The organism is Roseisalinus antarcticus, from assembly GCF_900172355.1.
In the GTDB taxonomy this organism is placed as follows: Bacteria; Pseudomonadota; Alphaproteobacteria; order Rhodobacterales; family Rhodobacteraceae; genus Oceanicola; species Oceanicola antarcticus_A.
The window spans coordinates 11,375-35,492 of record NZ_FWFZ01000025.1; the positions used below are offsets into that span (position 1 = coordinate 11,375).

Sequence of the window (24,118 nt, forward strand, 5' to 3'; positions counted from 1 at the left end):
CTAGCGACGGAACAAGCGCAGGCCGGGTGTGCCGCCCCCGCCCCGCGGCTTGCGGTCGGCGATGAAATCCTTGCGCCAGCTGCCCTTGCCGGCCGCGCCCCCGCCAAGGGCCAGCAGCGTCGGCGCGATCGTGTCCAGCACCAGCGAGGGCGCCTCGGCGGCGGACACGGGCGCTGTGACCGAGGCTGCCACGGGGGCTGTCCCCGGGCCGGCCGCCACGGGGCCGGGCCGGGCCGTGGCGACGATACGGCTGTCGCCCGCGGGCATCGCGTCGGCCCCCAGGCGCAGGCCGAGGCGGGCGATCTCGCCCGGCCCGTCGGGCAGCGGATAGGGGCTGTCGATCTTCAGTGTCAGGCCGTCGGGCGAGGGGCTGGCGGCAAGCGTCGCACCCGGCGGCAGGGCGGCCCCGGGCAGAACCTCGGCGGTCAGCCCCGTCGGCAGCCGTATCTCGACCTCGGCGCTGCGCAGACCGCCCAGGTTGCGGGCCATGACCGGCACCTCGCGCGGTGCGGCGGCGCGGGCCTCCTCGACCTGGATTTCGAAGCTGGTCCGGTAGTCGCCGCCGGCCACGCGGTCGCGGTCGCCGTCCAGGGCGCAGCCGAAGATGTCGGCGAAGGCCGCCTGCCCCGACCGCAGCGTCAGCCGGTAGCTGCCGAGGGCCAGCGGCGCCGCGTCCGGCACGAAGCGCAGGCGCCGGGCGTCGTCCGCAAAGGAGAACGTGCCGGGCACCGGCGCACCATCCGGGCCGATCAGCGCGGCATCGGCGAACCTGCCCGCGTCCAGCTCGACCCGCAAGGGGTCCACGGCGCGGCTGAACACCACCTCCAGCACGCGGCGGTCGGCCGAAAGGCTGCGGACAAAGACCGGATCGGTATCGCCCACCTGCACCACGAGCACCGTCGTATAGGTCCCGTCGGCCATCCGCAGCGTCACGCGGATGCGATAGAGGCCCGGGGCGTCGAACACCTTCTCCGGCAGGGCCGCCTCGGTTCCCTCGTCGCGTGTCCCGTCGCCCCAGTCGATGCGCCAGCCCAGAAGCTCGTCGAGCGCACCCGGCTCTGCGTCCGACAGGCGCAGGCGCAGCGGGTCGTCGGGCGCCGTCAGGGCGCGCAGCGAGATCACGGCATCGCCCAGCCGACGCTCCAGCTCCGGGCTGCAGACCGGCGCACCGGGCAGACTCTCGCCGCTGGCCGCGCCGATGGCGAGGTTCGACGGCGCGTTCAGCGCAAAGGGGTCCGAGGGCAGCCCGCTGGCGATGGCGCCGCCCCTGGCCGCGGTCGTGCCGCCGCTGGCCGGGCCCGCGCCGGTGCCCGCCGGGGCGGATCCCGCGCCGGCCCGCATCGCCGCGCCCGATCCGGCTGCACCGCCCCGTCCGGCAGTCCTGCCCGGGTCGGCTGCTGTGCCCGGGCCGGCTGTCCCGCCCTGGCCGAGGTCTTGCGGTGCCTCGGCCGGGGTGGTCGGCGTGGTGACAGGCTCGTCGGGGCCGGGCTGTCCGCCACCGGGCGCGGCCGCGCCGTCGTCGGTGCGGGGGCTTTCGCCGCCCACCGGCACGTCGGTCCCGTCGGACGGCGAGAGCGTATCGCCCCCCGTGCCGCCGACCGCGCTGTCCGACCCGGCTCCGCCCTGCAGGGAGCTATCGGTGCCGCCGCCGGCGTCCCCGGTCTGCGTCCCGCCGGTGGTCGTGCCGCCGCCCCCGGTGTTGCCACCGGTGCTGCCGCCACCGGTGCTGCCGCCTCCGGTGCTGCCGCCGCCAGTGCTGCCGCCTCCGGTGCTGCCGCCGGTGCCACCTCCGGTGCTGCCGCCCGTTCCGCCCCCGATGCTGCCGCCCCCGGTGCTGCCGCCCGAACCTCCCCCGGTGCCACCCGTTCCGCCACCACCGGTCTGATCCGGCGTGACCTCGATTGTCGCGGTCGCGCTGGGGGAAAAGGCGATCCCGTCGCCCACCCGGTAGTCGAAGCTGGCCGTGCCGGACATGTCCTGCGCCGGGGTGAATGTGATCGTGCCATCCGCGTTCAGCACCGCCGCGCCCTGCGCCGGTTGCCGGGTGATCTCGATCACAAGGGGGTCGCCGTCGGGGTCGCTGTCATTGGCCAGCACATCGAGGATCACCGCGTTGCCCTCGTCGGTCCGCGCGGTGTCGTCCCGGGCGACCGGCGCACCGTTCGTCAGATCCAGCGCGATGTCATCGACCGTCACCCGGCTGCCACGGCTGCCGAAAGACAGAAGGTCGAACCCGATCTGCACCGCGGCCCCGCCGCCCAACGCCGCCAGCGACAGGCTGATCGTCACCGGCCCGGACATGTCCGCCAGCGTCCCGCCGCTGGCCGCGACCCCCGAGACGGTGACGCCGGGGCCGAAGTAGACCGTGCCATCCCGCTGGATCGAGACCAGCGCATCGGTGCCGCCAAGATCGTCCAGGCGGCGCAGCGCGGAGCCGGTCGCGGGATCGGTCAGGGCGATCTCGAACGCATCCGGGGCCCGGGCGGGATCGCCCTGCAACACGATGTCCGACAGGGTGAGAGTCAGCCGCGTCGCGCCCGCCGGCAGGGTGAAGGCCTGGGCCAGGCTGCTGATCGTGCCGTCCCCGACCTCGCGCAGCACGGCGCCGCCGCCCTCGGCCGCCACGTCGCCGGCGGTGGCCCAGCCGGTCAGCCCGCCGGAGAAGTCGCCGTTCGAGACGTCCACGCCCTGCGGTGCGACGCGCAGCGCATGGCGCGCCGCGGCAAGGGCGCCCGCCGGTCCCGGGATCGCCGCCACGGCCGCCGCATCCGGCGCGAGCCGCTCACCCGGCCGCAGCGTGCCCCGCATGATCGCCGGGCCGTCCTCGCCCGCCGCCAGGTCCGACAGGCCGAGCGCATGGCCCGCCTCGTGCATCAGCACCGACAGCGCGTCCATCCGGCCGAGCGCCGCACCGTTCAGCGCGACCCGGGCGCCGTCGATCCGGGCGCCGGCGAATTCCACGTCTTGGGCCGGGGTTTCGTCCACGAACCAGCCGTGGCCCGCGGCATCCCGGTCCAGCGTGATCCGGCCATTGTCGTAGAGCGCGACGAGCGAGCCCGCGAGATCGGCGACCTCGACCTCGAGCGCCGCAAGCGTCTCGATCCGGCCCCGGCCCTCGACCCCGGCGCCCGACCAGGCCGCGACGGCAGCCGCCAGCAGCCGCCGCGCGTCGCTGTCCGACAGCGACCCGGGCGCGGCCGGTGCCGCCGCGGGCATCGCCTGCGCCGGGCTGCCCGCGTCGGGTTTCTGCGCCGCCAGCTTGATCTCGTCGAGCAGATAGACCTGGCTGATCGTCTGGGTCTCGGGCGAGACCTCCTCGGCGCTTCGGGCGATGAAGGCGCGGGCATCGGCAAGATCCGGCGCGCTGCCATCGGGAGAGATCGCGAAATCCCAGCTGTCGTCGTCGAGCTTGTCGTTGGACAGGATGATCTTGACCATCTGGCCCTTGATGCCCTGCGGGATCTCGACCGCGTGGACCTTGGACGCGAACACCCCCGTGGGCAGCGTCACCCGCGCGTGATGCAGCACGCCCGCACTGTCGGGGCCGGTGACACTGGCCTCGTCCACCTCGGGGCTGACGAAATAGACATCGACGCCGGCGTCCTCGGTCAGACCGAGGGGCGAGGTGGTCTCGAAGGTCAGGTAGTTGGCGCCCGTCTCGGGCAGCCAGAACCGGTTGTGCGCGATCCGGTCGAACTGGGCCACCCGGTCGATCACCTTGTCGAGCAGGGTGTTGATCGGATCGCTGAGCCCCAGCAGGTCCAGCGCCGGGTTGTCCGGGCCGCGGGCCGCGCCGACCAGCAGTTTCAGCACCTCCTGCCCGCCCATCAGCAGCGCGTAATCCGAGGTCAGGACGTCCTTGAAGGTCCGCTCGAACATCGCGGTCAGACCCTTCTGGACATAGGACTGGGCCGCCTGGATCCCGACCGGGTTCACCGTGCCGCTGGAATCCACCTCCAACAGCTTGTCGAGGGTGATCGTCTTGGTCGGATCGACATAATCGGGCAGCGTGATGTTCTTGATGATCTGGTCCTGGATCAGCGTGTCGCTGAGGAACGTATCGAGCTGCTTGATCAGTGCGGTGATCTGGCTCGCCCGCTTGGAGGTCGCGGTGTTCTCGTCGGAAAGCTCCAGCAGGAAGGACTTGTAGGCCGCCGAGGAGGTGTCGGACAGGTCCTGTTCCAGCTCGCTGGTCAGTTGCGAGATCATCAGCTTCTTGATCGCCGCGTCGACCAGCTTGCCGCCGAAATAGTCGAAGACCTTGCCCAGCACCTCCTTCACGATGTCGGCGGGGTTCGTCTCCATCACGAAGAGGCCGGCGAGGTCGGTGGTGAAGTCGTAGCCCTCCAGCTCCAGCCCGAAATCGAAACCGCCGCCGCCGTGGAAGGACCAGCCCGGAAGCTCGTAGGAATACGGGAACCGCCCGAAGGCACTGGCCGAGCGTTTCAGCACCTCGGAGGTCTTGGTGTATTCCGTCTCGGCGGATGCGAGATCTCTGGAGGCCTCGAGGAAGGCGTCGGTGTCCTTGTTGGCCGCGGCCAGCTCCTTGCGGGCCTTGGCCAGCTTGATCTTCTCGGTCTGCTTGGCGAGGAAATCCTCGATCTTGAGCTTGCTCAGCAGCATGTTGGCCAGCGATTGCCGGGTGCCATGCTCGAAATTGCCGTTGAAGACGGTCGGCACCGCGACCCCGGGGATCTTGGTCACCTCGGTGTTGTCGTGGCTGGCGGGATAGGTGCGCACGCTGTTGGGGGTCTTCGGCCGGTAGATGTCGCCACCGCCCGACCAGGAATAGAACCAGCCCTCGCCCACGCCTTCGCGGATGACGCCCGGCGGCGACGAGATCGTCGAGTCGTCCGCCGCCTTGCGCCCGGCGGTGATCTTCGCCGCGTCGCCCAGCCACTGCGGCCGCGCCACGTACCAGCCGCCCTGGTCGTAGGTCTCGGCATCCTCGAACACGGTGCCCAGCACCTCGACCGGCTGGCCAACCTGGCGGTGCGAGCGCCAGAGCGTGTAGCCGTTGAACGTGTCCGCTGTGGTATAGATCGTGCCGGCATACCAGGCCAGCGCCCGTTCGGAGGGACCGCCCACGCCGGTATCGAAGGTCAGCGACTGGCTGGACAGGAACGGCACGTCGATGGGCAGGCTCACCCCCTTGAGGAAGGCGAAATCGTCCTGGCCGAAGCCGGTCGCGTATTTGCTCAGATCGACATCCACGTTGGCCGTGTCCGCCAGCGAGCGCCCGTTGGCCGACAGGGTGAAGAGCCGCCCGGCAAGCCCCGTCTTGGCGGTCGCGGCGGTCTGGTAGTAATTGTCGGCAAAGCGCACGTTGTCCCAGCGCTTGACGTCGGGATCCTTGAAATCGTTCCAGTCGATCGTCGAGATCTTCACGCCGAGCGCGTCGGAGATCGTGATGATCTTCTCCAGCGCCTTCGACAATGCGCGCTGCTTGAACAACAGCGCGGCCCCGCCCGCGGCGCCCGCCGCGTTGCCGCTGGCGCCCGACAGGATCGTGCCCGCCGCCGTGATGACCGAGATCAGGTCGTTGATGTCCTTGCCGGTGGTGACAATGGACTTGAGCGGGATCTTCAGGCTTTCCTGCGACTGATCGAACGGGTCGATCGTGGTCATCTGGATGTCGGTCTTGCCCGGCAGATGCGTGGCCAGGCGCTGGATCATCTCGCTGTTGACCACGGCGCCGCGATTGTAGCCGATGAAGTGGAACGGCGCGTCGTCCAGCGCGCCCCCGGTCCCCTCGTTCAGGTTCATCAGCGCCGCGAACATCGCGTCGGCCGCGGCCTCGGCAAAGCCGGTGTCGGTGATGTCGGCCTCCTTGGCCCAATCCGCCAGCAGGACCAGCGGCTTGCCGGCGCCGATCGCGGCCAGGTTGGTCGCCCCGGTCTCTCGGTCGACGAACTTGCCGCTGGCCTTGTCGTAGTGCAGCACGATGCCGTCACCGCTGCTGCGCGCGACCATGGCGGCCAGCTCCTCGGCCTGGTCAGGCGTCTGGAAGGACGGGTTGCCGATGGCGCTGTCCAGCGAGGTGGGGAAGGTCTGGAACCCGTGCGAGATGAAGGTGACGGGGCCGTAGGTCGCGTCCGACGGCCGCGGCGCGGTCTTGAAGGTCTGGGTGCCGCGCTGGCCGTCCTCGCCGACCTGCACGCCCCAGAAGAACGTCTGCCCCGCCGTCAGCACCTCCAGGAAGGCCGGGTCGATCCGCAGCTCGGTGCGCTTGATGTCGTCCAGCTGCTCGACATAGGTCCTGAGCGACCCGTCCGCCGTGATCTCGTGCGCATACCCGCGCGCGAGGCCCAGATCGGAGGTGAAGATCCGCCCGGGGTTGTAGTCGTCCTCGAAGAACTGAAGGTCGAACGTGTCATCCACAAGCGGATGGGACGGCGCGTTGTCCGGGAACAGGCCCAACCCGTCGAAGGCGGTCGAAATATAGACCTTCGAATAGGGCGCCAGCCCGCCGGGACCCTGCCCGTTGCCGACCTCGCCCGGCGCATCGAAGGTCCAGGACAGGGTCAGCCCGTCCTCGTTGTCGCCGTAGTTCTTCACCGGCTCGGGCACCGGGTCGAGGGTCAGCGACGAGATCGGCTGCAAGCCGATGTAGTTGCTGTCCGGATGCACATCGAGCGGGTCAAGGTTCACCGGGTCGCGGCTCTGGAAACGTGTGGCATCGTCCAGCGGCAGCGTGCGGTTCTCCGCCCCGCCGTTCTGCGCCCGGTAGATCAGCTCGCGCACGTCGAAGATCAGGGTGTTGCCGGTGCGGTTGTATTGCGCATAAAGCCGGTCGCTGTCGGCGTTCAGCTCGGCATCCCAGATCGTGGCCCCCGGGATCGGAGTCGTGGCCCCCAGATAGGTCGGCTGGCCGCCCAGCACGCCCAGCGGGTCGCGGATCACGCCGATCTTGGCCCCCACCTGGGTGGCGTTCTCGACCGTCGCCTGAGCGCGGAAATCGATGAAACGCTTGCTCTGGTCGATCACGAACCCATAGCTCATGTCCGGCAGCAGCAGCAGCTTCTGCGCCCGCTGGATATCCAGGTCGAACTTCGGAGAGCCGAAGACGAAGCCGTTCTGGCGGCGGATGCTGTAGGCGCTGTTTTCCAGCAGGGCCAGCCCCGCCCCGGGCTGGTCCAGCGCCGCCCCCTCGGGCGAGGCCTGGATGTTCTGGAAATCGACCTGGAAATTGCGCGGGTCGGCGTCGAGGATGATGAGCTGCTTGAGGCCGTTGCGGTAGTCATGCCGCACATTCAGGATCATGCGGTCGGCCACCGGCGTCGGCTGCAGCTTCAGCGGGCCGCGGCCCACCACGATACCGCCGTCGCGCAGCCTGGCCCCGCCCTGGCCCGAGAACAGCTGCGGCCCGGCCTTGATCCGGATGCGGTCGCCCCAGGCGGTGCCGGGCGCGGGCTCTTCGCCGTCGGCGACGGTCTCGCCCGGGCGCGGCGCCTCGGGGTCGACGTTGAAGGCCAGGACCCTGCCCTCGCGCGTGCGCTGACCGTCGAGGTCGGTATAGCGGTCCGGCACCAGCGCGAACAGGCGCGTGCCGTCCGCGTTCACGGCGATGGATTCGATCTGGCGGTTGCGCAGCTGGCCCTCGAGGAAGGCGAATTGCTCGGTCGCGCCGGCGCTGACATCGAGGGTCGCCATCACCTGTGGCACCAGATGGTGCGGCGTGCCCGGGCGCAGATCCACCGTCCAGATCTTGTCGCGCGCCGCGAGGTAGAGATAGCGCCCGTTCGGGTCGAGCGTCATGGTCGACAACCCGCCGCCCGGGATCCTCAGGGGGTCGATCTTCGCGGACTGGGGATCGGTGTCGTACCAGCGCAGGGTCGTCGTATCCATGACGTAGACGCCCCGCACCGTCTGCACGAAGGCCATCGCCAGGTCGTCGGTCGGGATCACGTCGTAGACCAGCCCGACATCCTCATCGGGCAGCGCCAGCTGATAGACGGTCTGGTCGTCCCCGCCCTCGGCCCCGGTGCGGGTGTCGACCACGGTAATGACCTCAGGCCCCACTCCCGCCACGTCTTCGGGAATGAAGCCGTAGCCGCCGGTGTTGCGCACGTGGAAGGCGTTGGAGGTGATGTAGGGCGTGTCGTCGGGCCAGGGCCGCGGCAGGTTCTCGTCCGCGTTGAAGCCCGGCCGCTCGACGAAGATGGCGGCCTTGCCCAGCAGGACGCTGTCGGGCACGTCCACCGTCAGCGAGTTGGTGAACCGGTAGCCCGCGCTGCCGGCGGTGACCGAGACGTCCTTGTATTCCTCGCCGTAGATGAAGAATTCGGTGTCGCCATACTTGATCCGCAGGCGCGAGTCGCGGATGTCGGCGGCGGCCAGGCCGTCGGTCTCGTCGGCGAACATGAACCCGGTGAGGGTCAGCCGGGTGGCGCCGATCCGGTCGACGTCGATCGAGGCGCTGTCGATCACCGGCACCGCCTGCGCGGCCGCATCGACCGGCGGCACGACGCCGTTGCTGCGGGTGTCGGGGGTGATGCCCGGGGCGGGCTGCACCGAGATCGTCTCGCGGTCGAGGCTCGCATCAAGCTCGAAATCCAGCGGGGTCGGCGGGTCGCCATTGGCCGGCCCGTCCTTGTTGTAGGCCAGAGAGCCATCCTTGTTGTAGTAAAGCTCGCCGACCTTGAAGTAATGGTCCCGCTTGGCCGCGCCGAGGATCTTCGGCGCCAGGATATGCGCATTCAGGGTGCCGATCGTGCCGACCGCGGCCAATGCGCCGACCGCCCCGAACAGGGGCGCCGTCATCAGCGTCACCATTGTGGCCGTCGCGAGCATCTGATCGGCCGCGGTGAACGTCACCTGCTTCATCGGCACCGAGGCGCGCGCGGCCAGCACCACGCCCCGGTCCGAAAAGCCGGGGAACGGCGGCGAGGCGGTCCGCGCCATCCCGTCGGCATCCACCGTGCCGGTGTCGAAGATCGCCCAGTAATCCTCCAGCGCGTTGCCGGGGCCCGTGGGCAGGCTGATCTTGCGGAAGAAGGCGACCTGCTCGCCCGACTGGGCCTGCCCGCCTGCATCGACGCCGATCTGGATCGGCCCGTTCAGATCGCCGCCGGAATAGTCGAACTCGAACGCGCCCAGCGGATCGAACCAGTCGATCAGCGGCGTCACGCCGTCCTGGGCGCTGGCCAGATCGCGCCGGGCGACCTCGATCCGGCTGTCGCCGGAGAATTGCCCCGGCCCGACCGCCACCTCGATGCCATCGTCGGTGCGCAGGATGCCGCCCTCGGCGTTGATGTCGCGGGCGGCGCCGGTGACCGGGGCCTCGACCCGGACGGTGATCGTCTCTTCGCCGTAGGCATGGACCACGGTCACCGTCGTCTCTCCGGGCGCGACGGCCTCGATCAGGCCATCCTCGGTCACCGTCACCACGCCGGTGTCGGCCACGGCATAGACGGTGCCGTCCGCCGCCGCCCCGACAAAGCGTTTCTGGTCGGTGCCCAGCGAGGTGACGATCTGGCGGCTGCCGCCCTCGGGCACGATCGTGACCGCGTCCGGGTAGGCGTCGATATTGCCCAGCCAGGACAGCAGGTCGATCATCGACTGCTCGGAATAGACGCCCACGGCGGTCGCCGCCGACACGCCGTCGCGGCTGACCATCAGCGCTGTGTGGCCCTGCCCCGTCCCGCGCAGCAGGCCGGTCTGCGTCAGCTCGGCGATGCCGGCGGTGGTAAAGCGCCCGTTGGCCCAGTCGAACGGGACGGGCACGTCCTCTTCGCCCTCGAAATCGGCGGTGATGCTGAACGGCACCGCGTCGCCCACGTCGTCGAACAGGATCCGCCGCTCGGAGAAGTCCAGCGCCAGAAGGTCGGCCGCCGAAACCTCGATATCCAGGCTCAGCGGGCCCGAGCTGAGGTAGCCGTCGGTGAGGGTCAACGTCACGCTGGCCGTGCCCGAGAACCCGTCGGTCGGGTCGAACACCAGCCTGCCGCTGTCCACCTGCGCCACGCCGCCGGTGGCGTCCAGCACCCGGGCAAACACCGGGTCGTTGTTGGCGTCAAGGAAGATGTCGTCGACCGCGAAGCCCCGCGTGAGGTCCACATAGGTTTTCAGCCCGGCCGCACCGCTTGCCAGCTCCGGCGCCCTGTTCGGCACCAGGCCATAATTGGCGGCGAAAAGCGCAGCGTCGGCGCTGTCTGCCACCCCGTCGCCGGTCAGGTCGCGCCCGGCGCCCATCGCTGTCGCGTCGTCGGCATCGACGTCGCCGTCGGTGTCCAGGTCGCCGGCCACCGAGATCCGCAGGGTGAAATCGCCCGTGCCGGTCAGCGCCAGAAGCCCCTCGCCCGGCCTGTCCACCGCCACGACAAAGACCTTGCCCGCGCCCGTCCGAACCTCCGAGACCGGGTCCGCCCCGCGCCAGGTCACGCCGGCGACATCGCCCTCGGCCTCGAGCCGCAGAAAGATCCGGCCCGAGGCGCTGGAGCCAAGCTCGGCGGGCCGGAACCCGGCGGCCAGCAGCAGGGGCTCGGCGCCGAAGCTGCCCGAGACCGTCCCGCCGCTCAGCGTCGCGAGCCCGCCGAGGTCCTCGTCGATCGGCCGCGGGGCGGGTGCGCCGCCGGGGCCGTCGGGGAAGGCGGTGCCGCCGCCCGTGCCGACGCTATGGGTCAGCCGGCCCGCGTCATCGTATCCGAACCGGGTCGCCTGACCGTCGGCGTCCAGCACCAGGACAAGCCGCCCGTCCCCGTCGCGCCGATAGTGCAGGCTGCGCCCGTCGGGGGCGCGCACGGAGGACACCGCGCCGGTCTCGTCCCGCTCGAAGGCCAGGCGGCTGCCGTCCGCGCCGGTCAGCCCGGTCGAGGTCACCAGCACGCTCGCGCCGTCCGGATCGGTGATCCCGGTCACGCCGCGAGCCGAGTCGATCGCCCAGACCCGCCCGCCCGGCGCGGTCAGCCGGTAATCCTCGGGGCCCTCGTTGGCGGCGGGGTTGTAGGGCTCGCCCGTGGCGGCGTCGAAATAGCGGCCGTTCGCCTCTTTGAGCAGGGTCGGGGCCGATTGCAGGGCCCAGCCGTTGCTGCCCTGCGCCTGCCAGGCGGGCGAGATCAGCCGCAGGCCGTCCACCGTCTCCACCTCGGGGGCGAAGGCGAAGGTCTCGGCGCTGCCGTCGGGCAGCGTGACGATCACCCGGGTGCCCTCGCGCAGGGGCGGGAAGGCGCCGAACCGGGTCGAGCTCACGCCGTCGAGCTCTGACCGCAGGTCTATGTCGAGGCCCCGGAACGACCAGCCCGTCCCGAGCGTGCCGCGGCTTCCGGTCCTGTCGGACAGGCTGTCGTAGCTGCGCACCAGGTCGAAATCGACGCCGCCCACGGTGACCTGCAGGTCGGTCTGCGCCCGCGTGAGCCGCCCGTCCTTGGCCGGCTGGTCGATGGTGACCACGGCCTCGCGCAGGGTGCGGCGGCCGCCGATGTCGCGCGCCTCGACCCGCAGGGTGTAAAAGCCGTCCGCAAGCCGCGCGGGATCGATGGTGGTCAGCGCCCCGCTCGCGGGGGCGTCACCCTCGGCCAGCACCACCGGCGCGCCGCGCCCGGCCCGCGGGATCAGCGTGATCCGCCAGCCGTCGAGGTTCGCGTCCGCGATCTGGCCCGAGATCGTGACCGGCGCCGTGACCCGCCCCCCGGCCGGCAGCGGATCGAGGGTCAGCACCGGCGCATCGCGGTCGGCCGGATCACGGACCCGGATCGTCTGGTCCGCCTCGAACAGGTCGCCGTCGGCGTCGCGCACGGTCAGCTTGACGTCGAACCGGCCCGGCCCGGGCGGCGTGAACCGCGCCACGCCGTTCCCGTCGAGCGTCACCGGATCGCCCTCGACCGTCAGCGCCGCGACCGCGCCGCCCACCACAACCGGGCGGATCACCACGGGCTGGCCCGGCAGGCCGGGGAAGGCCGGCGTAAGCTCCAGCCGCAGGCTCGGCTCCAGCGGCCGGGCGCTCACGTCGAGCACCACGGCCCGGCGCACGTCCGTCTCTCCGTCCGAGGCCACGAACACCGGGGAATAGCGCCCCGATTGCCCCGGCGCGGGGATCCAGGTGACAACGCCGGTGGCGGCATCGAGGCTCAGCCCCTCGGGGGCGTTCTCAACCGAATAGGTCAGCGCGTCGCCATCGGCATCCGTCGCCGCGAGCGCGAAGGTCGTGTCGCGGCCGACCTCGGTCAGGATATCGGAGGGCGCGAAGGAGGGTGCGCGGTTCACGTCGCTGACCCGCAGGGTCAGGGTCAGCCGCTGCTCGGCGCCGTATTCGTCGATCGCCCGCAGGACGATCCTGTGGGTGCCGGCATCCTCGAACCCGGTCTGCCAGCTGATGCGGTCGTCCTCGGGGACGTAGACCGCGCCCTCGGGCCCCTCCACGAGGTCGACACGGAACAGGTCGCCCTCGTCGTCGCGCACCCGGATGTTCAGGTCGAAAGAGCCGCCCTCGCGGACCGCATGGTCGGTCGCCACGGGCAGGAAGCGGGGCGCCCTGTTGGGAACCTCGACGGTGAAGGTGACGCTCTGCCGGTCCTCGGCCGCGCCGTCGCTGGCGATGAAGGTCACGGTCGTCTCGCCGGACTGGGTGCGCCGCGGGGTCCAGTCGAAGGCGCCGGTGAGCGGGTCGAGCGTGGCACCCGCGGGCAGGCCCTCGGCCGCGAAATGCAGCGGGTCGCCGTCAAGATCCACCGCCTCGAGCGTCAGCGCGAAACGCTGCCCCGGCGCACCGGTCCGGGCGCCGGGGTAAGTCAGCGCGGGGGCGGCGTTCTGGCTGCGCACGGTCAGCACGAAGGCCTCCGTCGCCTCGCGGGCGAGGCTCGGGTCGCCATTGCCGCCGTCGCTTGCCGTCAGGCTGATGTCATGCGGGCCGATATCGGCCGTGCCCGGCGTCCAGACCAGCACCGGCGCACCGTCCCCGGTCTCGATCGTGGCCCCCTGCGGCAGGCCGGTCGGCGTCAGGGTCAGATCCTCGCCGTCGAGATCCGACAGCTCGATCGGCAGGCGCAGCTCCTGCCCCGCGATCGCGACGGTGTCGAAGATCGGCGCGATCATCGGCGGCTCGTTCGCGCTGGTGATCGTCAGCGGGATCGACAGCGTGCCCTCGGCCACGTTCCCGCCGGTGGCATCGCCAGTATCTATCGCGCGCAGGCGCAGACCATAGGCGCCGCGGTCGCCGTCGCCGGGCGCAAGGCGCAAGGTGCCCGTGCCGTCGCCATTGTCGGTGAAGCTGGCAAAGCCCGGCAGGGCCGTCCCGCCCAGGTCGTTCTCGAGCGCCAGCGAGATGTCACCGCCTTCGGGATCGGTGGCGCGCAGGGTGATCTCGCGGGTCTCGCCCGAGGCGACGGCCAGTGCGCCGGGATCCTCGGGCACGGGGGCGGTGTTGCGCTCCAGCACCGTCAGGGTCAGCGTGTCGCGCACGGTCAGCGGCGTGCCGGTGGCCCCACCATCATCGGTGGCCTCGATCTCGATCTCGTAGGTTCCGGCCTGGTCGAACCCGGGGGTCCAGGTCAGCGCCCAGGTCTCGGGGTCGAAAGACGCGCCATCGGGCAGGCCCGAGAGGATGCGCACCTCCACCGTGCGCTCGGCCCCGAGGACTCGGGGGATCAGTTCTCCGTCCGGGTCGGACTGGGTGGGCACGTCCCGCATGGGCGGGCGGTAGGTGGGATTGTCCGGGTCGTAGGCAAAGATCGTGACCGCCAGCGGATCGCCCTCGTAGGCCTGCCAGCCGTCGAGGTTCAGCAGCCGCGGTGCGCCGTTGGTCTCGGTCACGGTGATCCGCGTTTCGCGCCGGACGGTCGTGGCGCCGTCGCTGACCGCGAAGACCACGTCGTAGACATCGGCCTGGTCATGGCCCGGCGTCCAGGCGAACACGCCCGTTTCGGCGTCGAGCGTCGCCCCCGTGGGCAGACCGTTGACCAGGGCGCTGAAGGTGAGGTCCGCGCCGCCCGCGCCGGCACCGTCGAGCCGGATCACCATGCGTTCGCCCTCGCGCACGCTGCGCACGCCGGGGGCCTCCAGCGTCGGCGGGGCGCGGCCCTCGGTCGCGCGGATGGGCACCAGGATATCGGTGCGGGCGCTGCCATCCCGCGCGATGAAGCGCAGGTCGGTATAGAGCCCGGCGTCGCCGTAGCCTGGCCGCCAGGAAAAGACGCCGGTGCCCGGATCGAAGGCCGCCCCCGGCGGCAGCGCGTCGGCGGCCAGCACCACCCGGTCGCCATCGGCGTCGTTGGCGGTCAAACGCAGCTCTATCAGCTCTCCCTCGCGGACGGTGGCATCGGTGGGCGGGGCGACGAAGGCGGGCGCCGTGTTGCCGGTCTCGACCGCGATGGTGTAGCGCTGCAGCGTGCCCGCGCCGAGGCTGTCGAAGACATGCAGCACCACCGGCACCTGCGCGGCGGCGGTCGCGCCGGGGGTCCATGTGATCGCGCCGGTGCGGCGGTCGATCTGCATCCCCTCGGGCGCCTCCTGCAGGTCGTAGAACAGCAGGTCGCCCTCGAAATCGGTGGCCTCGGGCGTGTAGCTATAGGCGGTGCCGATGGCGGCCTCGGTCACCGGATCGGAGGTGATGACAGGCGCGGTGTTGTCGCCGTAGCCGCCGACGGCGCCGACCCGGTAATCGCCGGTGCGATTGCCCTCGGTGTCGATCCGCACGGTCCGCGCCGTGGTGCTTTCGCCCGCGCCCAGCAGCCCGTCGCCGCCAAGCTCGCCCCCCAGATCCAACAGGTAGCGGCCATCGCCCGAGATCCCGTCGGGCGCCACCGGCAGCCGCCCGCTCTCGTCCGGGCCGCCGGCCAGAGCCAGCAGGAACGGCAGCCGCAGATTGCGGCCCGAGATGTTGGTCACCGTCACGTCATAGGACAGCGTCCCGGTTTCGCGATCCAGCCGGGTGTTGACCACCGACACCTCAAGCAGCGCCGAAAGCTCTGCCACCACCTCGAAATCGTGGGTGACTGCGCCGGCCAGCGGCACGCGGTAGGCCGAGAGCAGCGCGGCCGAGACCTCCAGCGACCAGTCGCCGGCCTCCAGCCCCTTGACCGCGAGGCGCGCGGTGTTGGTCTCGGCGTCCCACAGCACGAAATCGGGCGTGACCGGCGTGCCGTCGCCATCGGTCAGGGTAAACAGGTCGGGGTTCAGCACGCTGCCCGGCGCGTCGGTGGCGGCCTGCAGCATGGCCTGGTCGAAGGTCACGTCGACAAAGGCCACGGGCGCCACGGCGATGGCGTCGGCGGCGGGCACGAAGCCGGTGACCTCGGGCACGGTGACCGGTTTGACCAGGTCCACCTGCCCGCTCTGGCTGACCAGGATCCGTCCGTCGCGGGTCAGGGTGACGTTGTCGCCGCGGGTGCCGTCCGCCGCGATCAGCGCCGTCTCGCCGCTGCCCGGTTCAAGCAGGTAAAGCTGCCCGCCGCCGCCATCGGGGCCGCTGTTGGTGCTGATGACCGCCAGGTTCTCGAAGACGCTGCCGGCCGGGCCGAAGCCGATGGAATCGATCGGCACGTCGAACCGCGCCAGCCGCGTGACCCGGCCGTCATCGGCCAGCCGCACCACCTCGCGCCGGTCGGGCCAGCCGGTGCCCCAGACCGCGCCGTCCGGCCCGATCGCGATCGAGCCGAGCCGCAGGTCCAGGTCGCGGTTCACCGCCGTGAAGGCCTCGGTCGCGATATCGAACAGGAACAGCCCCTCGACCCCGGCGACATAGACCCCGCTGCCGTCCGGCGTGGGGGCGATCGACAGGCCCATCGCCTCGCCGTAGCGGCCGATGATCTCTGCGCTGTCGGGATCGAGCCGCAGCAGCGGCCCGCCGCCCGTCGCCGCCCAGAGCCGCCCCTCGGCGTCGAATTTCATGTCGTAGACGGGCGTGTCGAGGAACACGAGCGGGTCGCCCGCGACACCGCCATCCTCGGGCAGCCGCCAGATCGCGTTGCGCGTCTCGCCGCCCGAAATCAGGATCGTGCCGTCCGGCGCCTCGACGCTCGCCAGCGGGCCCAGCCCGGCGGACGACCCGGGGATGCCGGTCGCGAAGGCCTCGGCGACGAAGGGCGCGTTGACGCTGTCGTATTCCGCGGGCGTCAGCGGCGTCTGGTAGGGGGTGGGGCCGGCGCCCAGGGCCGCGCCGAACAGCGGGTTTTCCGGGATCGCGACATCGGGCTCTTGCACCGGCGTCTCGCGGGTCGTGCCCGCCACCGCGACCGGTGCGCCCAGATCGACGGGCGGGCCGTCGGAGGGCGTGGCGATGCCGCTGGTGGGCCGCTCGCGGTTGCCGGCCCGGTCGGTCGCCAGCGCCAGGAATTCATAGCTGGCCCCCGCCGCGCCCTCGAAGACATAGGTGCCCGAGACGTCGGGGCTGCGCCCCTGAAGCAAGGTGAAGCCGCCGCCGTCGACCGAGACGAACAGGCTGACATGGCCCAGCCCGAGGTCGTCGGTGGCGGACCAGCTCAGCTCATATGTGGTATCGCTGCGGCGCTCGACCGTCAGTTGTGTGTTGGGTGCGCGCACATCCGCCGTGGCGCTCGCGCTGCGCACGTCCAGAGGCGGCCGGCCGTCCAGCAGGATCCGCGCGGCGCCCGCCACCGTCTCGCCGGAGAACAGCGCCGGCGCCAACCGCAGGGTATAGCCCACCTCGGCGGTCTCGCCGGGCTGCAACAACCCGCTGTCGCCGCCGGTCAGGACCTCTCCAGTCGCGGGGTCGATCGCCTGCAGCAGCCAGGTGGCGGTGGCCGGATCCTCCAGCACGTTGACCCCGGCCGAGACCCGCAGCACAAACCCGCGGCTGGCGGTGAAATCGTAGTCGCGCTGAAAGCCCCAGCGCCCGTCCGGCACGTCGATGGCGATGTCGCCCAGCCGCATGTCGCCCAGGGCGAAGCTGGTCGGATCGAGCGCGGGCGACAGGTCGCTGACGATCCGCATCTCGTAGACCGGCCGGTCGGGATCGTCGTTGGTGACGCCGATGGTGTAGGGCAGATCGCGCCCCAGCGGCACCCGATCCTCGGTCTCGGAGGTGACCGGCCCGGTCATCAGCGCCGAGCCGTCCGACAGCCCCTCGCTGCGCAGGAATTCCCGCAGCGAGAAGGCCGCGGGCCCGTCCCCGCCGAGCGCCGCCGGACCGAGCGCCCGCAGCAGCGCATTGTCGGCCCCCGCGCCCCCGTCCTCGACCCCGTTGAACTGCGGGAAGCGGACCAGGAAATCGCGCGCCAGGAAGGCGGTCTTGCCGCCGACCAGCGGCGTCGCCTCGTCCTGCTGGACCGTGAGGGCGCCATTCTCGGGCGCGGCCTCGGTCGGCAGGAACAGGGCGTCGCGCAGGCTGGCCGCGTCGCGGTAATAGACGATCAGCCGTTCGAAGAAATCGCGGGTCGTGGTGGCGCCCTCGCTTCTGCTGCCGATCGGGCCGAGCGACGCCGAGCCCGCGACCACCGCCAGCAGCGAGGCCACGCGCGGATCCTCGCGGGCCTCCGGCACGCCCTGCTCGGGGCGCAGGACGCCGGCCTCTTCCAGCCCGGCAAGATAGAGCTGGACCCAGGTCCCTTCGTCCGCCGCCAGCGCGAGCAGCGCGGGGGGGCTGTCGCTGTCGTCGATGATGACGCGGCGCAGGGCCTCGGCGATGCCGGTCTGGTGGCTGACAAATTCCGCCCGGCTGAGCGGCGTGGCCGAGACGCCGATCCAGCTGTTGAAGCCCAGGTCCGCCCGCGACGGCCTGCTGAAGGACCCGATGCCGCGGCCCGGATAGACATGCTGGGTGACCTGCGTGGTCCCGCTCAGCCCCGGCGCGAGGTCGAAGACATAGCCGGCCGTCAGGTGCCGCTTGCCGACCTGCACCTGGGGGTCGAGCTCGCCATAGAACCCCGCCCCGTCGCCAAAGGTCCCGCGCAGGCCGCTGGACGGGGTCATCCGGATCGCGGGATCGGTGTCGGACAAGAAGAACTGCGTCCCCAGTTCGGGCAAGAAGGTCTGGAAATAGACATAGGGCGCGTCGATATTGGCCTCGTTGCGGACCGAGACCACGAAGTCGGCCAATGTGTCGGTCTGCGACACCGAGCGTGGCCCGTTGATCGAAACGCCGATATCGCCCGAGACCGCGCGTTCCACGTTGAGCCTGTAGGGCAGAACCGCCCGCGCACCCGACGGGTTGGTGACCGATACGTCGTAAAGCCCGCGCGGCGCGCCGGTCAGGTCGAACGTGGCCACGATCGTCGTGGCATCGACCACCTGCCAGGCGACGGGCTCGAACGCCGTCGCCCCCGGGCGCGACAGGCGCGGGATCGCTTCGGGGCTGAACTGGCTGCCCCGGATCGTCGTGGTCACATAGGCCCCGGCCCCGAGCCGGTCGGCGGCCACATCGTCTATCGCCAGCGGAAGCAGCCGCGGCGTGACCGTCACGCTCTCTCCCGCGCCCGAGGAGCGGACCAGCAGGTAATAGCTGCCCGGCTCGGTGCCCGGGATCACCACGCGGCTGCCGGTGCCGCCCTGCCCCGCGTCGGAAGCGTCGAAATCGCCCCGACTCGCGGCGCGGTCATAGGCGATATAGAGATCGGCCGCCCCGTCGGCGCCTTCGGACAGGACCTGCAGCGTCTGCCCCGGCGGCGCGTCGATGCGAAAGAGCCGCTCTTCCCCCGCGGGCAGATCGAGGCTGACGGTCTCGCCCAGCGACAGGCGCGGCACGGTGACCGTCAACGGCGTGGCCGAGACGGCGACATTGTCGACCTCGCGGTCGGCCTCGTAGACATCGTTGAAGACGTCGGACCGGACGATCACCCGCCAGCTGCCCTCGGCCACGCCGGGCAGGACCGTGTCGAGCGTCAGGCTGCGGCTTTCGCCCGCGGGCAGGTCGGCCTCGGTCGTGACCTTTCCGATCAGGATGTCGCCGGTGTCGAGCGTCCCGTCCCGCGACAGGTAGACCGCATCGGTCCAGGGGCCGCGCACCGCGTTGCTGCCCGCGTTCACCGCCGACCATGTGACCTGTATCGGATCGCCGCTGCGGGCGCTGGCGGGCGCGGTCAGGTTGTCGGGCCGCAGGTCCGCCGGCGCCGGCAGATCGACCGCGATCGCGCGCTCCAGCCGGTTGTTCGCCTCGCCCGCCGCGGTCTCGAACACCTGGCCGTTGGGCCAGTTGCGCCAGTAATCGGCCTGGAAATTCAGAACATAGGTGCCCTCGGTCGCGGTGAACGGGATCCGGAAGGTGATCTCGCCCTCCTCGGTCTCGCCGGGGGCCATGACCGGCACCGACCCGGCCTCTTGCGGCAGCGCGGCCGAGATCGTGCCGCTCGCGCCCGGAAGGCCGAAGCCAATCCGCGCGTAGATCCGCGCGAGATCCGCCGGAACCGCCGTGCCGTCGTTGCGCAGGCGGTAGGTGAGCGTGACCTCCTCGCCGGCCACGACGCGGTCGGGCACATCGAGGCTTTCGATCACGATGTCGGGCCGGTCGGCGGGCAGGACGGTGATGTCGCGCACCGAGAGGTTGTTGGATTCGCCCGCGCCCTCGCCCACCGTCTCGGAGGCCTGCAGATCCAACAGCCGCAGACCGCCCGCGCGGACGCCGGGCACCGGGTCGATCCCGCGCAGCCCGCCGCCGTCAGCCATGGCCAGCAGCTTGAACGTGCCGTCGAGCGTGTAATGCACCCGCGCCTCGATCTCGGCCTCGTAGCTCTCGCCGGGGTCCAGCGCGATCTCGGCCAGGGTGCCGTTGTCCGCGCCGCCCTCGGGGTCGGCCGGGTCGGGCAAATGGTCGTCCTCGCTCAGCTGGCCGTCCGCGGACAGCACCAGCCGGTCGATCCAGGTCGGCGCGGCGATCGCGTTGCCCTGGTTCCGGACCTCGATGACGGCGGTGAAGGTCTCTCCGGCGACGACGGTGTCGGGCGCCTCGAACCGGGTGATCACCAGGTCGGGCGCAAGCGTGCCGATCCTGATGTCGGCGCCCAGCACGTTGCCGTCGTCGAAGACGTCGTAGGCCAGGTTCTGATACTGAAAGCCGCGGCCCTCGGTCCGGATGCTGCCGGTCCGGTCGAACCCGAGCTTGGTGGCGAAGGTCGATCCGCCCGGCGCGTTGGCGCGCACGTGGATCCGGTAGTCGCCATCGCCGATGTCGACGGGAATGTCGACCTGCCGGGTGTTGCTGTAGCGCTCGCCCGGCGCCAGCGGCGCGTCGAAGGACGTGCCGACCGTCTCCAGCTTGACATAGGTGTCGTTCCCCGGCCCCAGCGACAGCCAGATCTGGTCGTAGAGCGTGTCCGTCCCCGGCCAGAGCGGCCCGCCCGAGACGTTGGTCACGGTATAGGTCACCTCGGTCCTTGTGCCGGCGATGGCCGAGGCTTCCAGCTGGATGTCGGTGACTTCGAGGTCGGTGACCTGCTGGCTGAACGACACGTCGCGATAGGCCAGGTCATTGTCCGGCCGGGCGTCGGAGGCAGAGCTGACGTCCAGCACCAGGAACCGGCCCTCGACCTGCGGGCCAATGCGGAACCGCTTGGTGACGGTGACGGTCTCTCCCGGCGCGATCTCGACGTTCTCGCCGTCCATCGAATTGAAGATGCCGGCGTAGTAATCGAGGTTGTAGGCGTTGGTCGCCGCCGCCGGATGGTCCGAGATGTCGAGGTTCCAGCCCCAGTCGCCCGCGGCGATGGTCAGGTCGCCGCGGTTCTCGAACCGCATGGTGACGTCCTGGTAGGTGCCGTCGGTGCCCGGCGCAGGGGCCATTTCCAGGCCCGCGACGGCCAGGTCGCTGCGCTGCACCGGCGCGGGCCGGCCGATCACGATCACCTCGGCGTTGCGGCCGCCGCCGGCCTTGAAGTTGTTGCCGTCGGGCGTGTTCGGATCGTCCGGGTTCACGTTGTCCGAAAAGGTCTCCTCGGGCTCGGTGTCGAACGGGTCGATCCAGGGGGTCAGGTGCCAGCGGCCGGTCTCGAGCGTCTCGGGGATGGTGACGACCGCCGAGGTGTCGTAGCCCGCCAGCGGCCCCAGCACGCCGCTGTCGCGGGTGATCGTGCGCAGCAGGATGTCCCCCTCCGAGGAGGACGGGCGCGGCCGGTTGCGGTCGCGCGTCAGCCAGATCTGTTCGAGGAAGGCGCCCTGCCGGGTCTCCGCCTCGCCAAGGTTGGTGACGGTATAGCTGACCTCGGCCGTGGCGCCGGCGAGCACCTGGTCGGGGCCGCTGACATCGCTGACCGCGAGATCGGCGAAGGGGATGCCCGCGACCTCGATCGCGCGGGTCAGGCGGTTGTTGTCGGTGGCCCCGAATTCGTCCAGCCCGCGCAGGTTGGTCTCGACCACCAGGTAATACGTGCCCTCGGCCCGCTGCGGCACCGCAATCTCCACCGCGGCCGAACGATACTCCGCCCCGACCGCCAGGGCGGAGGCGTTCTCCACCTCGATGAAATCCGCGCCGTCGAGGGACGCGTCCGGGTCCGAGACCAGCGCCACCCGGTCGGTCCAGCGCCCGTCCGCGCCGGCCGCGCCGAGGTTCTGCACGATAAAGTCGAGGCTCAGCGTCTCGCCCGCGGTGATCGTGTCGGGGGCGTTGATGGCCGAGACCTGAAGATCCGGGCGCGGGGCCGGCACCACGTCGATCTCGGCGGTGAGCCGGTTGTTGCCGCTGTCGCCGTCGCGCTGGGCACTGCCGCGAGGAAGCTCGACGGACACCTCGAACCAGCCGCCGCGGACAAAGCCGCCGATGGCGTCGGTGTCGATCCGGGCCGTCCGCTCCAGCCGGTCGCCGATCTGCAGCCCGCCTTGCGTGGTCAGCTCATAGACCTGCGTCGTCCCGCCCAGCCGTCCGTCCGCGTCGGCATTGGCGACGAAGTGGATTGTCTCGACGTAATCGCCTTCCAGATCGCTTGTCCCTGCGTTCTCGAGCACCCAGGAGAGCGTCACCACCTCGCCTTCATCGGCGGTGTCGGGGCTGCCGAAGGACACGATCCGCAGGTCGGGCCCGGGCCCCGGGGTCACCGCGAAGGCGGCGCTGCTGGCGGTGTTGTCGTCGCGGCGCAGCTCGTAGATGCGCGCGGTGTTGGTCTCGACCTCGATCCGGTAGTCGCCGTCGAGGTCCGTCGGCAGCACCAGCTCGGCCTGCCCGGAATAGCACTCTCCGGGGCCGAGATAGCCGGGGCGGTCCACGATGGCGAACTCGCGGACCTGGCCGCTGTCGGCCTCCACCACCTTGACCAGGTCGCGGATCGAGGACGCGGTGCGGAACGCCAGCGCGGTCGACAGGGTGCCGACATTCTCGACGGTCCAGCTGACCTCGACCCGGTCGCCCCCCCGCAGCCCTCCGGTGCCCTGCGCGGCCACGTCGCGCACGGCGAGATCGACGCTGGGCCCGCGGGCGAGCACGATCTCCTGCCCGTCGATGTCGTTGCCGGCGGCACCCGCCTGCTGGACCACGGCGCCGGCGGGATCGGTGCGCAGCTCCACCCGGTAGACGCCGTCCGGCACGTCGAAGCCGATGGTCTCGGAACGGGAGTAGCTTTCGCCCGGCGCCAATGCACCGGCGCGGGTGAACTGGCCGATCCGCGTCTCGTCGCCGTCGCCGTCGACCAGCCACAGCTCGTCGATCCAGACATCGGCGCGGGTGGCGGCCGCGCCCGCGTTGTCGACGGTCCAGTCGAAGGTGCCACGGAAGAACGTGCCGCGCAGCTCGCCGGGCGCCGAGAAGGCCGTGACCGCGAGGTCGGGATAGTCGGTGTCCGCGATCCTCAGCGCCTGTCCGGCGACATTGCCACGGGTGCCGCCCTCTTCGGGGATCGTGCTGCCGGAATTGGCCTGGACGAAGATCGTCAGGTTCCCGGCCACCGCCAGCGGCAGCCGGACCGTCGCCGAGAGGGATTCGGACGCGTCGGGGTCAAGCCCGTCGGGCCGCGTCAGATCCGCCAGCCGGATATCGGTCTCCGGGTCGAACTGGCCGTCGCGCGACAGCCAGACGGTGTCGGTGCGTGCGCCGATCGCGGCAAAGCCGGCATCGTTGCGCACCGTCCATTCGACCAGCAGATCCTCGCCCGCCCGCGCGGCGCCCGCGCCGGGGATGCTGACGGTCTCGACCGCCAGGTCCGCCTGGCCGATCACGATCGGGGCGCTGTCGGCAAAGCTGTCCTCGAGCCCGCCCTCGAAGACCCGGTCTAGGGTGTCGGCGGTGACCCGGACCGCATAGCTGCCGGACAGATCGTCGGGCAGGAAGACCCGCTGCGTGACCTCGTACTCCGCCCCCGGGGCCAGATCGAAGCCGCGCTCGACCGTGATCAACCCTTCCCTTGTGTCGCCGGTCACCGGATCGACCAGCGCGATGCTGTCCTGCCAGGGCCCGCGGGCGGCCTCGTCGCCGGTGTTGCGGATGCGGAAGGTGATGTCGATCGGGCTGCCGGCATTGGCCCCGGAGGGGGCCGAGACGCTGTCGACCACCAGGTCGGGCGCCGAGCGGCCCTGCACCGCGAGCGCGGCCGCGCCGGTGTTGTCCGCCTCGTCGCTCTCGGCGATGGCGCCGGTGGCGTCGGTGACCACGATCAGCCGCAGATCGCCCGCGACGTCGCCGGGAATGGTCACGCGCTCTGTGCGCGCCTGCGACGCGCCGGACTCCAGCGCCGCGCCGCCCGTGACCTCGGCCAGCAGCCGGTCGCCCGCCGACAGCGTGTCGTCCGTCGAAAGATAGATCCGGTCCACGCGGCCCGCCGCCGCCCGCTCGGTCCCGGCGTTGGTGACCTGCCAGCCGACATCGGTGGTGGCCCCGGCGAACAATCGCGCCGGCGCGGCCGAGACCGCGCCCACGGCCAGGTTGACGTCCGGCACGGACACCGCGATCTCGTGCGCCGCCGAAAGGTTGTTGGCGCGGGTGCCCGGCTCTTGCAGGGCGCTGTCGGCATCGGCGATCACGAAGATCGACCATGTCCCCGCCGCAAGCGACGGCAGGCGCAGCGTCAGGCTGCCCTCGTAGCTGTCGCCGCTGGCCAGCGCCGCGCTACGCGCCACCTCGCCCAGCACGATGTCGCCGGCCCCGCCCGGCGCGCTGGCCTGGGTCAGCACGACGCGGTCGGTCCAGTCCGAGACCGAGGTCGCCGTGCTGCCGTCGTTCGAGACGGTCCAGTCCACGGTGATTTCCGCCCCGGCCAGCGCCGCGCCGGGCGCGCGCGGGGGGCTGACCGACAGGTCCGCCAGCCGGGGC

The 24,118-nt window shown here is 71.2% G+C and carries 1 protein-coding gene (only partly in view); it reads right to left on the bottom strand.

Annotated elements, in window-relative coordinates; all coding sequences use genetic code 11:
* Nucleotides 1-24,118 carry the 3' portion of a CARDB domain-containing protein gene (locus tag ROA7023_RS17605; protein ID WP_159458573.1) on the bottom strand. 8,849 nt of this gene lie beyond the right edge of the window, so the window shows 24,118 of its 32,967 coding nt (coding positions 8,850-32,967); its start codon lies beyond the right edge, outside the window; the stop codon is at nt 1-3.